The following is a 16329-nucleotide window of genomic DNA, read 5'->3' on the forward strand; positions in this document are numbered from 1 at the left end:
TTCAATTAAAAGACCCGGTAAGAGCATGACTAACTACCGTTAGTATGCAGCGTAGTTCTAGTTAATCCCATGCCATAGGTAATTATTAGATACCATGCCTACTTACCATTGTCTAAATCATTATTATTTTATGCAATTTCTTATTATTATAGGTAAGTTTTGCTATATCATCGCGTCTCATAAATTCGTGCTTTTAACTTATAATCCTCTTCAACATTATTATAGTTTCTGTCAGGGTTGCCGACATCCTGTTTGTTAATTGTTTAAGGTATTAACATAAAAGTCTACTACATTTAATGTCGGTTACATTCGAATTCATATTTTAATCGTGCAAAGGCCATAGATAGTAAAAAAGAATTATAGTGTTAGCTTATAGTGTAATTCCATGACTTTTTTCCTTGTGTCCAAGTCCAACTGATTTGAAATTATTAATGAACTCAGAAAGGACAGATCTTCATGTGATATTACCGTAGCAGGCTTCTTATCATCACTCAAAATGGTTTCCGGAGATTCTAATAAATTAATCACAGTTCGCTGCACCTCATCTATTATTGCCCAATCTTTCTGGATATAAATATCAGTTGTTTTGTGCCCGTCATCTACATGATTTAGAGCCTGGGCAATATGATCTTTACTTAACTTACATGTGTTGTAAGCCAAATTTGCAAAGGAGTGACGAGCCCAATAAAATGTTACGCCTTTAAGTTGCAGCTGTTCACACAAAACCGAAAATCCTTTACTGAGCGCTTTGTCTAACCCTCTATAATTGGTGTACCTTTTTTTGAATGTACCACCATGTTTTTTAATTAATTCGGTTGCCTCGTTAACAGCCTTTATACTAATAAATGCGTTGTCATGCCTTTGGCCTGACGTTTTTGATCGGTTATACTCTAATCTATCATAGCAGTCAGCATCCAGAAAGTTATAAAAGTCGACCGCGTTCATACCGCACATATAAATACTTAGCATAAAGAGATCTCTTGCTAATTCAGCTCGGCTGCCTGGAACGCAATTGCAATCCCTGATAGCTTTAATTTTTTCGATTGTCAGATTCCTTTTCTTTGTTGCCGGAGGCTTAACCATCGAATAATTAGTAAAAGGATAATGTGTAATTCTTATAATTCCGAGATCATCATTATTATAAACCCTTTTTGCCTCATTAAATAGAGTGCGTAAATCTCTTGTATAATTGTATACACTTTGATCACTTACACCTTCTTTCAAAACAGTAATCTCTTTTTTAAATTGATTTAAGCGTGTGACCTTTCTTGGCTTTCTCAAATGGCGTTCGTAAAGCCTTAGAAACTGAGAAGTTATTTCTCTAACGGAAATTACATCTTTCTTAAAATAATCAATTAAGCTATTTCTTACAGTGGTATGGTTAGCTGCGGTTGCCATTCTTTTATCCGCCCTTAATTGATCAATATGCTTATCACAAAATTTAATAAAATCAATATCCTCATTTTTTTCCTCAAGAAAATATTTAAGCTCTTCGACAGAAAATAATTGAAGGCGATCTTCTAATCCATGAATTTCCTTTCTGTAATTATCAACAAGAGTTTGAACCGATTTTTTAACGAATACGTCTTTGATCTCAAAGCCTTTGGTAAGCTGCTTCGCAGTTAAGAAAAATGGAGTATCTAAATATTTTTTTTCGCCTTTATGGAAAATGCGAATCTTGACATTATATGATCCATCATTTTTTTTATGATGTTCATATACCTTAGCACATACAGTAGCCATTGCATAAATTTTTGAACGCAAAAGCTTCGTGACGTATTTGTGACGCTTTTGCGTTAAGTTAAACAAAAAAATATGATAATCTTACGAAACCGACGGACGTCAGTTAAAGATAAGCGGGCACTCAAAAGTGCCCTTATTTACTGTAAAGCCCCTTTTTTAGCCTTTAAAGGCAGCTTTTTCTTGGTGACCCCTCGGAGGATCGAACTCCGGACCCACTGATTAAGAGTCAGTTGCTCTACCGGCTGAGCTAAGAAGTCAGTTTTATTTACTCAATTACAAATAAACGAAAAATATTTGATTTAGCTTTTAGTTACGGCGTTATATAGTTAATAACAACATTAGATGCTAATAACGATGGATTATCAACTATGAACTATATGATTTATAGGTATTTATACCATAGCATACATTTCTTCGCGTTGCTTTTGTACAACGTTATTGTTAATGTAGTCATCGTAGTTCATCATCTTATCTATTTGCCCGGTTGGTGTAAGTTCTACTACACGGGTGGTAACGGTTTCGGTAAGCTCATGATCTCGCGAGGTGAATAAAATAGTGCCTTTAAAATCTTTCATGCCGTTGTTAAGCGCGGTTATCGATTCCAAGTCAAGGTGATTGGTTGGCTCATCAAACAGCAGTACGTTGGGTTGTTGTAGCATCATGCGGCTAAACATGCATCGCATTTTTTCTCCACCCGATAGTACGGTACTTTTCTTCAACACTTCCTCGCCCGAAAACAGCATGCGGCCTAAAAAGCTGCGGATAAATTGCTCGTCTTTATCACCTGCGGAATAATCGCGCAGCCAATCTACTAAATTCATGTCCTTGCCTTTAAAATAACCGGCATTATCAGCAGGTATATCGGCCGGGTTAATGGTAATACCCCATTTAAAGGTACCAGTAAAATCGGTATCTCTGCCGGTTAAAATATCGTAAAATGCGCTTGTAGCTAAACTGTTTTGCGACAGTATGGCAATTTTATCGCCCTTGCCCACCATCATATTAATATTGCTGAACAGTACTTCACCGTTAAGGGTTTTGCCCAGGTTTTCAATCTGCAAAATCTGGTCACCAGCTTCGCGACTTTGCTGGTTAAACATAATAGCCGGGTACTTACGGTTCGATGGTTTGATTTCATCGAGGTTGATCTTATCCAGAGCTTTTTTACGGCTGGTAGCTTGTTTCGATTTTGATGCGTTAGCGCTAAAACGGCTGATAAAGTCCTGGAGCTCCTTAACTTTATCCTCCATTTTTTTGTTCTGATCCGAACGTTGTTTTAAAGCCAGCTGACTCGATTGATACCAGAACGTGTAGTTACCGGTATAAATAGTCATTTTGCTAAAGTCAATATCAACCACATGGGTACACACCGTATCCAAAAAGTGTCTATCGTGCGATACCACTAAAACAATAGCCTCGTAACCAGCTAAAAAGTCTTCCAGCCAGCTAATGGTATGTATATCCAAATCATTGGTGGGCTCATCCAATAGTAAAATATCGGGCTTGCCAAATAAGGCCTGAGCCAGTAATACGCGTACTTTTTGGGTGCCGTCTAATTCTTTCAGTAATTTATAGTGGGCATCTTCTTTAATACCCAGGTTGCTTAACAGGGTAGCGGCATTACTTTCAGCATTCCAGCCATCCATTTCAGCAAAAATATTTTCCAGTTCGCCTGCACGCTCACCGTCGGCATCAGTAAAATCTTCCTTCAGGTAAATAGCATCTTTTTCCTTCATGGTACTATACAGCTCCTTATGGCCCATCAGTACAGTTTCTATAACCGGATATTCATCAAACTCATAGTGATTTTGCTTTAACACTGCCATACGTTCTCCCGGCGTAAAACTTACCGAACCGGTAGATGGATCTATCTCACCCGAGAGGATCTTTAAAAAGGTAGATTTACCAGCACCATTGGCGCCTATAATGCCATAGCAATTGCCATGTGTAAACTTCAGATTTACATCTTCGAATAAGGTGCGCTTTCCATAGCGCAGGGATAAATTGGAAACTGTTATCATGTGACGTTCCTTGTATTGTATTTGTGCAAAAATACGGTAAATATGCCACAATTGTGCGCTGGTGGGTATCTAAATCAACACCTCACATTTTTACATGGCGCTATAATAATGCTGAGGGGCGGTTTTTACGATTAGAAATTTATAATAGATGGTATATTTAGTTAACAAATTTTACAGCTAAAATTAATATTGCTGCTAATTGTTGAAAAGTGTTTTCAAAGGTGTAATTGATGAACTAATGGTTTATAATTTGCGTTTAACATTGTATAAGTTCACACAATAAACACATTGTTATGGTAGCTATAATTATAGGATTAGTGGTTGTAAATGTAATAGTTGCATATTACAACGCAGAGAGCAAAAAGGTTTATTAATCTATTTTGTAACGGCAGGTATTAATTCCTGCTTCCATTTATAAAACAGGTCAACAGGCTGGTTATTTAATCAGCCTGTTTTTTTATGGAAAGATAATATATTGGAGAGTTACCGTCCCCATTGAGATGGGTTAGTGCGCCATTGTTTAAGCAGGTCCATGCTTTTCATGTTAATATACTGCTTTTCTTCAGCAAATTTTAACATGGCGTTATAATTAGAAAGAGTAACAAAACGGCATTTAGCTTTTTTGAAATTTTCATTGGCAATATCAAAGCCATAACTGAATATTGCGGCTAAACCAGCTACTTCATAACCGGCATCGCGCAAAGCGTCAACAGCCTGCAAGCTGCTTTTACCGGTCGATATCAGGTCTTCCACAACTACTATACGCTGCCCTGGCATAATTTCGCCTTCTATAAGGTTACCGGTGCCATGTTCTTTGGGTTTGGCACGCACATAAATAAAAGGTAGCCCTAATTCTTGAGCCACTAATGCACCTTGTGGAATACCTGCCGTAGCTACACCTGCAATGCAGCCAACCGAACCGAATTCTTCCTGAATTAAGAGGCTTAATTGCTGGCGTATATAGGTACGGATGGAGGGGTACGATAAAGTTATCCGGTTATCGCAGTAAATTGGCGATTTCCACCCCGATGCCCATGTAAAAGGATTGTCGGGTTGTAATTTAATTGCTTTAATTTGCAACAGAAATTCAGCCACTTGCTGTTCAATCTCATTTTTATTAAACATGGCACTAAAATACAGAATTTATATCAACCAAAAAGTGGTTTTAATTACAGAAACCACGCCTGCCCAAACAGAGATGTACGAACAGCTTGACCAGCAATCCTTTGATCTGAAAATATTATACAATAAAATTATTGGCAACAATCCGAAGTTGTACTATTATATTTTATGTGATGATGCCAAAGGTTTCTTGAAAAAAGTAATGAAAAGCGTTACGCTAATAGAAGCTGCCGGTGGCTTGGTGAAAAACAGTAAAAAAGATTACCTGTTTATTTTTCGTAACGGTAAGTGGGATTTGCCTAAGGGTAAGTTAGAGAAAGGTGAAAAGCCTAAAGAAGGTGCTGTACGTGAGGTTGAAGAAGAGTGCGGTATAGCTATTGATAAATGCGGCGACAAAATTGTGAACACTTACCATGTTTATACCATTAAAGGCGAAGTGGTGCTTAAAAAGACCCACTGGTATAAAATGAAGTATAAAGGTAAAGGCAAACTGAAACCTCAAATTGAAGAAGGAATTACCGATGTACGCTGGATGGGCAAAAACGATATCACGCTGGTTGCGGGCAATACATTTCCATCTATTATGGATGTGCTGCTGAAACGTGATTTGCTTGCAAATATTCCTGTGCCTCTTTCGGAATAAACTGGCTCACATCGCCGTTGTGGCGCAATATTTCCCTTACAATGGTGGAGCTGATAGAGGAGTAACCCGGTTTGCTTACAATAAAGATGCTTTCAATATCGGGGGCCAGGGCATGGTTCATTTGCGCAATGGCTTTTTCGTATTCAAAATCCGACACGGTACGTATGCCCCGTATCATATAACCGGCGTTAATGCTTTTGCAAAAATCAACGGTGAGGCCTTCGTAAGCTATAATGTGAATTTTAGGTTCCATTTCAAAAACTGCCCGCAGCATTTCCTGACGTTGCGAAATGGTTAAAAAACTTTGTTTAGAACTGTTTACCCCAATACCTATGTACAGCTTATCAAATAAGCTTAATGATCGTTTTACAATATCTACGTGGGCTTTGGTAATAGGATCGAACGAGCCGGGGAACAGGGCGGTTTTCATAATTTAGCAGGATAATTGATAAACAAAGTTAGATTTAATTTCTGATTTTTGAATTGCAAATTAGCAGCTGCTTATAAGTAAAAACGGGTGTTAAAATTTCATAAATAAAGCTAATAAATGGAGCAGTTAACCTACGATGATCAAACTTTTGAGAAAGTAATATACACCGGTAAGTTCATTACAGGGCGCGAGTTTCAGGACTGTGTTTTTAAGCTGTGCAATTTCTCAGACAGTACGTTTTCGGATAATAAGTTTTTAGATTGCACCTTTGAGGGATGCAACTTAGCACTTATGAAATTAGGTAATACCAGCCTGCAAAGCGTAACTTTTAAAGACTGTAAAATACTTGGGGTAAACTTTCACGAGTGCAGCGATTTTTTATTTAGTGTAGAATTTGTAAACTGTACACTTGATTTTGCCTCCTTCGCCGGCAAAAAAATGCTGAAGACCAACTTCAGTAAATGCTCCTTAAAAGAAACAAGCTTTATACAATCTATCCTCACCGGTTCCCAGTTCCATGAGTGTGATATGGGCGGTACCGTTTTTAACCGTACTGATTTGAGCAGCGTTAACTTTGTTACGGCATACAATTACACCATCGACCCTGAAATTAACACGCTTAAAAAAGCTGTTTTTGCAGAACAGGGCTTGGCGGGGTTACTGGTTAAGTATGCTATTAAGATAGTATAATGTCAGATCTGCATTTCCAGCAAGGCCAGGTATGAATCACTTTTTAAATCCACCGTTTTGGCATAGGCAGGTTCTGTTTATTTCCTGTTTTTCAGGCGGATGATTTACTACATAACAGCCTTAACTACAATGTAAGGGGATAAATTTTTACTTTCTATAGGAATTACTTTAGTGAACACTTTACCCGTCAGCCACAAAGCCTTTAAAAAGCCTTTAGTGAGGCCGTTTTGCTGCTTCATGTTTTCGAGCCAAATAGAGAAATGACCGTAATAATAAGCCTCCACCTGTTGCAAGCCTAACTCTTTGCAGTAACCGGCCAGCAGGGTAGGGTTCATGCTGCTGATGTTGTGCTTATTGTAATTGTCCATATCGTACTTACGCTGTACCCAGCCGTTAACGCCGGTAAAATTAGGCAGGGTAATAAACAGGGTACCGCCCGGTTTCAAAAACTGCAGGTGGCGGGCTATTATATCTTTAGTGTCCTGAAAATGCTCGATCAATCCGCAGGAAAGTACGAGGTCGTATTGCAGTTTGGGTTGGTATTTAAACAGATCGCCCTCAATTACTTTTACATCATTCTGGCTAAGCCGGTTGGCGGCAAGCACTTCCTTTAATACCGGCTGGTGTACATAAAAATCGAACAGGCTGGCATCCAACCCAAAATACTTTTTCAAAAATATAGCGTAATACCCTGGAAAGCCGCCCAGTTCTATAGCAGTTTTAATAGACTTACCAGCCAGCAGTTTTTTAAAAAGCTGGTGAAACGTGTAATTTGCCGGTACGGCAAAAGCCAGGTCGGTTTTCGATTCCCAGTAATTAGCCCAAAATTTACGGTCGGTGAGTTCGTTGCTCATGTAGTTGCAAAGAAAAGATAATTAAAGCCACCTCGCCATATTGCCCTGTTTTTTTTACAAAATTGTTTTAGTTCGCTGCCTTAGGTATAATCTTTTCATATTGCTGATTTATAAGCTAACTATGCATCAAAAATGTATTTTTGAGCATGCTAAAAGTAGTGCATATTAACACTTATGACGGTAATGGGGGAGCGGGCAGGGCTTGCCTGCGCTTAAACAAGGCATTACTTGCCCAAAGTATTGACTCGAAAGTTGTTGTACATTATAAGTTTGGAAAGAATTTATCGGTAGGTACGTTTAACAAAACGGCGGTACAAAAAGCATACACGGCAGCCACTATTGTTTTCGAACGCATACTGGCTAAGCGGATGTTGAATACTTTGAAACGTACGCCATTTTCGTTTACGTGGTTCGGGAGGTCGGTAATTGAGCACCCCGATGTGAAGGCTGCCGATATCATACACCTGCACTGGATAAACCACAGCTTTTTAAACCCCGCCCACCTAGCCCAACTGGCAAAGCTGAATAAGCCCATTGTTTGGACTTTTCATGATAGCAATGCCTTTACCGGCGGATGCCATGTGCGTTATACCTGCGATCATTTTATGCGCCAGTGCGGTTATTGTCCGTTGCTTAAAAAGGCGGGAGCCGATGATGCCTCACACAAAATATGGAAGCAAAAGGCCGATGCATACAGGCAATTAAGTTTCAATGTGATAGCGCCAAGCAAATGGATGCTGAACTCGGTTTTGCAAAGCAGCCTCATGAAAGATAAGCCTGTATTAAATATCGCTAACACCCTCGAGACCCAAGTTTTTATACCTGCCGGTAAGGCAAACGCTAAAAAGCAAATGGGTTTACCCGAAGACAAGTTTATCTTTTTAACCGGCTTTATGCCATCGCGTAAGGATCTGCACAAGGGTACCAGTTACCTGTTAGAAAGTTTGGAACTGTTGAAAGAACGTTTGGGCGTAAAAGCATCGCAGATAGAGCTGGTAGTTTTCGGGAACCGCAATGCCAAGGATGTACCCGATTTCTCTTTCAAGACCAGTTTTTTAGGCACTATTAACGATGATGAAAAGCTGGCCATGTGTTACGCTGCCGCAGATGCATTTTTGATCCCTTCCTTAGAAGATAATCTACCTTATACTGTAATGGAAAGCCTGGCTTGCGGTACGCCTGTAGTGGCCTTTAACACCGGTGGCATCCCCGATATGGTTGAACACCTGCACAACGGCTACCTGGCCGAGTACCGGTCGGCTAAAAGTTTTACCGATGGTATGGAATGGGTTATTAATAACGAAGAAAAGCAGGCCTTGCAGCAGCAAGCCCGACAAACGGTAATGGAAAAATTTGCGGAGCCAGTTATAGCGCAAAAACACATGCAATTGTATAATCAGTTGGTGAATAAGCCCGAACCCGGAGGAGCGCATGTTTAACCCTGAACTTAGCGTAATAACCGTTGTGTACAATAACGTTCGCGATATAGAGCGCACCATACTTTCGGTGATTGGTCAATCGTACAGCAACATCGAATACATTGTAATTGATGGTGCCTCTACCGATGGTACGTTGGATGTTATAAACAAATATAAAGACCGGATCAATATTATTATAAGCGGCAAGGACAAAGGTATTTACGATGCCATGAATAAAGGGCTGGCCGCAGCAACGGGCGATTATGTACTATTCATGAACTCGGGCGATGAGATCTATGCACCCGATACCGTTGCGAAAATCTTTTCTTCTTATACTGATGCCGATATCTACTATGGTGAGACAGAAATGATCAATGATGCGGGACATAGTTTAGGTCAGCGCCGCCACAAGGCGCCTAAACAGTTTACCTGGAAAGATTTTAAGTATGGAATGGCCATCAGCCATCAGGCTATTTACATTAAACGCTCTTTAACGCAACCCTATAATTCTAAGTACCAGCTCAGCGCCGATATAGACTGGATACTACAAGCGGCAAAACGAGCGGAAAGAATTGTGAATGTACATCAGTATGTGGCCAAATACCTGGTAGGAGGAATGTCGAAAACCAAGCACCGTCAAAGTTTGTTGGAGCGTTTTTTCATTATGCGAGAGCATTACGGTTTGGTGCCCACATTATTTAACCATCTGGTAATTGCCTTTAACCTGGGCTGGTACTGGTTATTGCATAAGAGGACAAATGATTAATCTATGATAGTCAGTTGTTCTTTACTGACTTCTATGTAAAAACTTGCCTTGTCATTTAAAGGCATAATAAAGTACAAGTAGCTTTTAAATAGTGTTATCAAATCACTGTTTGATATGTTGCCTAAATTTATTTTTATTAATTTCTCAGGCGTTTTGTTGATGAAATGAGAATCCTTAAAGTCGCTATCCTTACTGATCACAACCATATTATTTTCATCAGCATACCGGCTTATTTCGGCATCGGTGGTATGCCACTTTTGTAAAATCTGATTTACATGAATTGAAGTGCAACCTGTTTGATTATTCAAATATTTGGACAGGCTTATTGGCAAATGAACATCAATTAAGAAATTCATTAATTAACCTCTAACAAAGATTTACCTGATAGAACAACTTTCGCGTAAGATAGAGAAGCTAAAATATCTTCCTTCTCTAACTCAGGATGGTCATTGATGATCTCATTGAAAGACATACCGGATGCTACCAGGTCAATTATAGCCTCTACCGGCCAGCGCATGTGTCTAATGCATGGCTTACCATGACATATACCAGTATCAATTGTTATCCTCTCCAAATAATTTTCCATTAAGTAAATTTAGCATTAATTGTTTAAACGTAAAAAGGGATAAACCACCGGCTTATCCCTTTTTCGTTTGATTAATTATTTGCTTACGCTTCTTTATTTATCAGCTGGCCTTTCTTTTTGCTCTCCATGTAAAAAGCACCGCCCAGCATTAATACCAATAGTACAGAGCCGGCCAAAGAAATACCTTCGCCAGCATAGTAGGAGGTTGGATGAAAAATGAATTCTATCTTGTGGTTACCAACCGGAATTTCGGCAGCACGCAGTAAGTAATCTACTCTAAAAAATGGCCTCTCTTCACCGTCTATCAGCATTTTCCAGCCTTTGTCATAATAGATTTCGGAAAATACCGCAGTTTGAGGAGTTTGTGAGCCTGTTTCGTAAATCAAATGATCGGGGTTGTAGCTGGTTAATTTAATAGTAGCCGCCGGGTCAAGTGCATGCGGCTTACTCATCATGCTTTTGTATTGCTCGTCAACAATAGCCTCATTTTTAGGATCAAAGCTGCTGATGGCTTCCATTTCCTGATCGGCATTGGCTGCATATTTAATACTTTTTATAAACCAGGCATGTCCGCAGGCTGTAGAGTTAGCCTGCATTTTTGCACTACCCGATTTTTCATCAGCAGTAATGATGTACTTAGCGTTCAACATATCCAATGCATCTTGGTTAATGCTCTTGGTAAACTGGTTCTCAATCAGTTCCTGATAGCGTTTTAATTTGGCTGCATGGTACCCGCCAATACTTTTGTGAAAGTAAGAGGTATTGGCATTGCTAAACGGATCACCTTCGCTTAAATCGAACACACGGAAATCAGGATCGGTATCACGAAGGATAAACTGATCAACCTCGCGCTCCCTTGGCTTAGCCAAATCTTCTTTAGCTACAAAGCTATCGTCTTTTAAATAACGTTTATCTACGCTCCAAAGGTCAACAGCCACTAAAAGTAGAAATGCAATTGACACAACGGATGCGTTGATTTTTTGCTTTAACACAGCCCAGAGCAAACCAAAGGCAATAGCAATAAATATAAGCGAACGTAAGGCATCGGCAGAAGCTAAGTGAGCACGGTCCTGAATCAGCGCGTTGGCTATCGCGTTGGCAAATGGTGTATCGCCTCCTATAGCCTGTGCCATGGTCGCTATAAAATCCTGATGTGCGGTAGTTTTAAAACTTAAGAATAGTTCGGGCAGCAACCAAATAATTAAGGTGATGCCTCCTGTGATACCAAAAGCGATCATCAGCTTTTTTAGTATAGCTGCTTTATCGGTAGTGGTGATAGCTTCGTGCACGGCTAAAAAGCCTAATACAGGGAAGCAAAGTTCAGCTATGGCTAAAATAGAATCCAGCGCACGGAATTTGTTATAGAGCGGGAAGTAGTTAAAGAAAATATCGGACAGTAACGGAAAGTTGCTGCCGAACGATAGTAAAATGGTCAAGACCGAAGCTCCTAATAACCACCATTTTAAGCGGCTCTTAACTGCAATTAAGCCAAATACAAACAAGAAGCAAACTACAGCGCCAAAGTAAGAAGGCCCTTCGGTAAAAGGTTTAGCTCCCCAGTATGATGGCATTTGCTGAGCAAATCCTGCTGCCTGTGTAGGATCAACACCTTTATCGGTTAATACTTTAACCACTTTAGAGTCGGCATCAATGGTGCTGCGGCTACCGCCACCGTAGGAGTTAGGTACTAAAAAGGTAAAGCATTCGCCAATGCCCTGGCTCCACTGAAACGCATATTCCTTACTTAAGCCGTTTGATGGCTCGGTAGTTTTGGCATTGAGGTTGGATTTTCCACGAATGGATTCGTTACCATATTCGTAGGTGGTCCATAACGAGCCAGCGTTTACGGCAATAGCCAAAATAGTAGCCGCGCTTAAGTATCCAATGCTTTTAAAGAAAGGTTTAGTTTGCTTGTTCTTAAATGCGTGGTACATTTCAATACACACAAAAATAATGAGGGCCAGCATCAGGTAATAGGTCATTTGAATATGGTTCGACCTGATTTCCATTGCCAGGAAAAATGCTGTAAGCGCTGAACCTAACAGGTATTGCCCTCTGAACGCCATAATAATACTGGCTATGATAGGCGCAAAAAATGCAATGGCAAATACCTGGTTGGCATGCCCGGCATCAATTAATATGAAGTTATACGATGAAAAGGCAAAAGCTATAGCACCCGCAGCTGCAAGCCAGGGGTTAAGCTTTAATACCGATAATAAAAAGTAGGTGCCCAGCAATAATAATAACACAGTATCCACCGGGTTAGGGAACACCGCTTTAAGCGTGCTAACCACGTATGTAGTTATATTGCTTGAATAAGGCGCCCATACCTGGTAAGAGGGCATACCACTGAACATGCCGTTGGTCCAAAGCGGTGCTTTACCGGTTTTGTCCTTCACGTCCATTATTTCTTTTTGTGTTGATTGCGCCCTGAGCACATCGCCCTGATTGAGGGCTTTACCCTGAAATGCAGGAGTAAAGTAAAAGAAACATATTGCTAAAAAAATTCCGAAGATGGCAAAGTGAATGCCATTGCGCTTGAACCAGTTACTCATTTATATTTAGGGAAAAAATTATTCCCCAAAAATATAAAAATGAGCGATAATAGGAACGATTAGTTTATAAGGGGTTTAACTAAATGGCAATGCAGGTTAACTACTCCTAATAAATAGTACAGTAATCCCATTCCTAAAATGCTCGTAGCATAAATTACCTGGGTTCTTTTCTCGGCAAACTCATCGGTGTTACGCTTAATAATATAGTAATTGTATAAAGCTAAACCTATTAGTACCAGCCATAAAAACCAATGGATGCGTTCACAATTAACTGAGGCCTGCACGGCAATAGCAAACACGATGTAATTGGCAGTAATTAAAGATATTACTGCTTGTAAGCTATAATTACGATCTCTAAATACGTTTTCGGGTGGTTTCATGTTATTTTTTCACCTCCTCGTAATCAATAAAATCGCCCTCGTTATCAGGTATAGTGTTCTTTGAGGATGGAGGTACAAAGTCGACTTTGATCTTGCTTTCGGTTTGATTAGGGCGTTGTTCTTTGTATTGATGGGTATTTTGTTGCTGTTGTGCTTTGTTTACCATGCTTTGAAACAGCATAGGCAAAAATATACGCGCCAGGCTGCGAACAATATATAAAACACAAATGGCAATGATCAGGAAACGTATTAATAACATCCGGTGAAAATTTGACTACAAATATAAGTTTATAACGGAAAAAATGTTTGGATATGATTTGGTTCTGCTATCAGTTTGTCATAAATTATAGTCTATATTTTCAAAAACCGTTTCCAGGTTTAAAATAAAATCCGGTAAGATAGGAGTAATTACTTCGTCGCCAGTGGTCATTAATCGGGATGCTTTATAAAGGCCAGCATCGGTTAATGTGTACTGTAAAAAGCTTTTGTATTGAGGGGATGCGATCCAGTATTCTTTTACACCCGATTCTTCATAAACTTCGTATTTGTTTTGCAGCTCTTTTTTGTTGTTACCCGGCGATAAAATTCTACAACAATATCTGGCGCGCCGGTGCAGCCCTTTTTATCAATTTTAGCGGGATCACATATTACACAGATATTGGGCTGTACAACGGTATATACCTTTTTGTCTTCTATCTCATTGTTTTTCGAGGAAAGCCTTACGTCAAAAGGAGCAGAATATACCGCACATGGTTTTCCTTTCAAAAAGATATATAACTCACCAAAAATTGCGCCACTTAAACGTTGGCGCAAAGATGCCGGTGCTGGTGTCATCTTAAAGATCTTACCCTTAATTAATTCCAGGCGGTCTTCAAATGTCCACTGTAGGTAATCTGCGTAGCTGTATGTCTTATCTAAGTCTAAATCGGAAAACTGCATAATATCAAATATAAATCAGAATTTTCAGAATTATAGAATTAACTGAATGTATCAGCTATCATTTGCACATCCGCACATTCACCTAAAACTTTTCGCTCATCATTTTTTCCAGGGCAAACATTTCATCACGCAGTTTGGCAGCCCCTAAAAAGTCCATGTCTTTGGCAGCGGCCATCATGTCTTTTTTGGTGTTTTCTATGGCCTTCTTTAATTCGGGCTTGGTCATGTACTGTACTATGGGGTCGGCGGCCAGGGTAACTTCTGCATCTTCTACGTAAGCCTTTTGCGTACCACCCTTAAAATCCATTACCGACGTTTGCTCCATAATAGCCTCGCGCGATTTGCCTACCGTTTTTGGCGTAATGCCATGCTCTAAGTTGTAGGCCATCTGTTTTTCGCGGCGACGGGTGGTTTCTTCAATGGTTACGCGCATACTTTCGGTAATGGTATCGGCATACATAATTACACGGCCGCGATCGTTACGGGCAGCACGGCCAATAGTTTGTATCAATGAGCGTTCCGACCGCAGGAAACCTTCCTTATCAGCATCTAAGATAGCCACTAATGATACCTCTGGCAAATCCAATCCCTCTCGTAACAAGTTAATCCCTATCAATACGTCAAACTCACCCAGGCGTAAACCACGTAATATTTCAACCCTATCTAAAGTTTTAACCTCGGAGTGAATGTAACGGCACTTAATCCCTAAGCGGTCCATGTATTTGGCCAGCTCTTCACTCATGCGTTTGGTTAAAGTGGTTACCAAAATACGGTCACCCATTTTAATGGTTTTATCTACCTCGTCAAGCAAGTCATCCACCTGGTTTATGATGGGGCGGATTTCGATCAGCGGATCTAATAACCCAGTAGGGCGTATCACTTGTTCCACCACCACACCGCCCGATTTCTCCAGTTCAAAATCAGCAGGGGTAGCGCTCACATAAATGGTTTGGGGGGCCAGGCGTTCAAATTCATCAAAGTTAAGCGGACGGTTATCCATAGCGGCCGGTAAACGGAAACCATAATCAACCAATGATATTTTGCGCGATCTGTCACCACCATACATGGCACGTATTTGGGGCACGGTAACGTGGCTCTCATCAATTACCATCAGGTAGTCATCCGGGAAATAATCCAGCAAACAAAAGGGGCGCATGCCAGGCTTACGGCCATCAAAAAAGCGGGAATAATTTTCAATACCCGAGCAGTAGCCCAGTTCGCGCATCATTTCCAAATCGTAATTCACCCGTTCTTCCAAACGTTTGGCTTCTAAAAAGCGTTGCTCACCAATAAATTGCTGCTTGCGCATTTCCAGTTCTTCCTGTATGGCCCAAATGCTGGTGGTAAACCTGTCGCGCGGAGCAACATATAACGTTGCCGGAAAAAGTACCATGTTAGGCATTTTTTCCAGCGTTTTGCCTGTTGCCGGGTCAAAGGTGCTGAGTTCTTCAATGTCATCGCCGTAAAAAGATACGCGGTAGGCATAATCGAGGTAAGCCGGGTAAATGTCTACCGTATCGCCTTTAACACGGAAAGTACCGCGCTTAAAATCGGCAGTAGTACGGGCGTATAAAATTTCTACCAAACGGTGCAAGAATGCGTTGCGGCTAATACGCGTACCAACAGCAAATTTAAATATGGAGTTGGTAAAATCTTCGGGGTTACCCATACCGTAAATACACGAGATGGACGACACTACGATCACATCCCTGCGGCCCGACATGAGCGAAGACGTGGTGCGCAAACGAAGCTTTTCTATCTCCTCGTTTATCTGTAAGTCTTTTTCAATATAGGTATTGGTGGTAGGTATAAAGGCTTCGGGCTGATAGTAGTCATAGTAGGATACAAAGTAGTTAACCGCATTGTCGGGAAAAAACTGCTTAAACTCGCCGTATAACTGGGCAGCCAGGGTTTTGTTATGGCTTAAAATGAGTGTAGGCTTTTGCGTTTGCTCAATAACATTGGCAATGGTAAACGTTTTACCCGAGCCGGTAACCCCCAACAGGGTTTGGTAAGGTTCGGCACTTTGTACGCCATCAACCAGTTGCTTAATGGCTGTAGGCTGATCGCCGGAAGGGATATAATGCGAATTGATTTTAAAATCCATGTATGATAAAGATACGAAAAATATTAGCAAAATTAAACCACAGCTTTTGTAGAATGGTTGCTTATATGTAAATAT

The 16329-nt window shown here is 40.3% G+C and carries 15 protein-coding genes, 1 tRNA gene and 1 pseudogene; 4 read left to right on the forward strand and 13 right to left on the reverse strand.

Annotated features, from left to right (window positions below):
• Window positions 1–357 precede the first annotated feature (357 nt).
• From ACFQ3S_RS09125 to pyrE, 4 genes are all read right to left on the reverse strand, one after another.
• The gene (locus ACFQ3S_RS09125; protein ID WP_377163534.1) at window positions 358–1743 is read right to left on the reverse strand and encodes a site-specific integrase; all 1386 of its coding nucleotides are present in this window, start codon (window positions 1741–1743) and stop codon (window positions 358–360) included.
• A 181-nt stretch (window positions 1744–1924) separates the two neighbouring features.
• A tRNA-Lys gene (locus tag ACFQ3S_RS09130) sits at window positions 1925–2000 on the reverse strand.
• A gap of 135 nt (window positions 2001–2135) precedes the next feature.
• Window positions 2136–3764, reverse strand: coding sequence for an ABC-F family ATP-binding cassette domain-containing protein (locus tag ACFQ3S_RS09135; RefSeq protein WP_377163536.1), 1629 nt, complete (start codon window positions 3762–3764; stop codon window positions 2136–2138).
• Between the two features lie 483 nt (window positions 3765–4247).
• Window positions 4248–4889, reverse strand: coding sequence for an orotate phosphoribosyltransferase (pyrE, locus tag ACFQ3S_RS09140; protein WP_377163538.1), 642 nt, complete (start codon window positions 4887–4889; stop codon window positions 4248–4250).
• On the opposite strand from pyrE, the gene ACFQ3S_RS09145 reads away from it, so the two are divergent.
• The gene (locus ACFQ3S_RS09145) at window positions 4888–5529 is read left to right on the forward strand and encodes an NUDIX hydrolase (protein ID WP_377163540.1); all 642 of its coding nucleotides are present in this window, start codon (window positions 4888–4890) and stop codon (window positions 5527–5529) included. The two genes, pyrE and ACFQ3S_RS09145, sit on opposite strands and share 2 nt — an antisense overlap.
• Here the strand turns inward: ACFQ3S_RS09145 and coaD are convergent.
• On the reverse strand, window positions 5468–5959 hold the full coding sequence (gene coaD / locus ACFQ3S_RS09150; RefSeq protein ID WP_377163542.1) for a pantetheine-phosphate adenylyltransferase: 492 nt from the start codon (window positions 5957–5959) through the stop codon (window positions 5468–5470). The two genes, ACFQ3S_RS09145 and coaD, sit on opposite strands and share 62 nt — an antisense overlap.
• Before the next feature lie 117 nt (window positions 5960–6076).
• Between coaD and ACFQ3S_RS09155 the strand changes: the two genes are divergently transcribed.
• Window positions 6077–6649 carry a pentapeptide repeat-containing protein gene (locus ACFQ3S_RS09155; protein ID WP_377163544.1) on the forward strand — a complete coding sequence of 191 codons (573 nt, stop codon included), beginning with the start codon at window positions 6077–6079 and terminating at the stop codon, window positions 6647–6649.
• A 107-nt stretch (window positions 6650–6756) separates the two neighbouring features.
• On the opposite strand, the gene ACFQ3S_RS09160 is transcribed toward ACFQ3S_RS09155, so the two are convergent.
• On the reverse strand, window positions 6757–7503 hold the full coding sequence (locus tag ACFQ3S_RS09160) for a class I SAM-dependent methyltransferase (protein WP_377163546.1): 747 nt from the start codon (window positions 7501–7503) through the stop codon (window positions 6757–6759).
• Between the two features lie 146 nt (window positions 7504–7649).
• Between ACFQ3S_RS09160 and ACFQ3S_RS09165 the strand changes: the two genes are divergently transcribed.
• Together ACFQ3S_RS09165 and ACFQ3S_RS09170 are read left to right on the forward strand one after the other, a co-directional pair.
• A complete protein-coding gene (locus ACFQ3S_RS09165) occupies window positions 7650–8942 on the forward strand; it encodes a glycosyltransferase (protein WP_377163548.1) in 1293 nt (430 codons plus the stop codon).
• On the forward strand, window positions 8935–9687 hold the full coding sequence (locus ACFQ3S_RS09170) for a glycosyltransferase family 2 protein (protein WP_377163550.1): 753 nt from the start codon (window positions 8935–8937) through the stop codon (window positions 9685–9687). Before ACFQ3S_RS09165 ends, ACFQ3S_RS09170 begins: the two co-directional genes overlap by 8 nt.
• On the opposite strand, the gene ACFQ3S_RS09175 is transcribed toward ACFQ3S_RS09170, so the two are convergent.
• From ACFQ3S_RS09175 to uvrB, 7 genes and pseudogenes are all read right to left on the reverse strand, one after another.
• The gene (locus tag ACFQ3S_RS09175; protein ID WP_377163552.1) at window positions 9684–10043 is read right to left on the reverse strand and encodes a DUF5615 family PIN-like protein; all 360 of its coding nucleotides are present in this window, start codon (window positions 10041–10043) and stop codon (window positions 9684–9686) included. The two genes, ACFQ3S_RS09170 and ACFQ3S_RS09175, sit on opposite strands and share 4 nt — an antisense overlap.
• Window positions 10043–10261: a DUF433 domain-containing protein gene (locus tag ACFQ3S_RS09180; protein WP_377163555.1), complete on the reverse strand. Its 219-nt coding sequence runs from the start codon at window positions 10259–10261 to the stop codon at window positions 10043–10045. The genes ACFQ3S_RS09175 and ACFQ3S_RS09180 overlap by 1 nt, the downstream gene beginning before the upstream one ends.
• A 95-nt stretch (window positions 10262–10356) precedes the next feature.
• Entirely contained in the window at window positions 10357–12828 is a 2472-nt protein-coding gene (locus ACFQ3S_RS09185; RefSeq protein WP_377163557.1) for a YfhO family protein, read from the reverse strand.
• A gap of 59 nt (window positions 12829–12887) precedes the next feature.
• Window positions 12888–13208, reverse strand: coding sequence for a hypothetical protein (locus ACFQ3S_RS09190; protein WP_377163559.1), 321 nt, complete (start codon window positions 13206–13208; stop codon window positions 12888–12890).
• Between the two features lies 1 nt (window position 13209).
• Entirely contained in the window at window positions 13210–13467 is a 258-nt protein-coding gene (locus ACFQ3S_RS09195) for a DUF4834 family protein (protein ID WP_377163561.1), read from the reverse strand.
• Window positions 13468–13545: 78 nt separating this feature from the next.
• Window positions 13546–14147 (reverse strand): annotated as a pseudogene (locus ACFQ3S_RS09200) (Uma2 family endonuclease).
• Window positions 14148–14229: 82 nt separating this feature from the next.
• Window positions 14230–16254, reverse strand: a complete 2025-nt coding sequence (gene uvrB / locus ACFQ3S_RS09205; RefSeq protein WP_377163563.1) for an excinuclease ABC subunit UvrB — start codon at window positions 16252–16254, stop codon at window positions 14230–14232.
• Window positions 16255–16329: the final 75 nt, after the last annotated feature.

This window comes from Mucilaginibacter terrae, assembly GCF_042679325.1.
Classification (GTDB): domain Bacteria; phylum Bacteroidota; class Bacteroidia; order Sphingobacteriales; family Sphingobacteriaceae; genus Mucilaginibacter; species Mucilaginibacter terrae.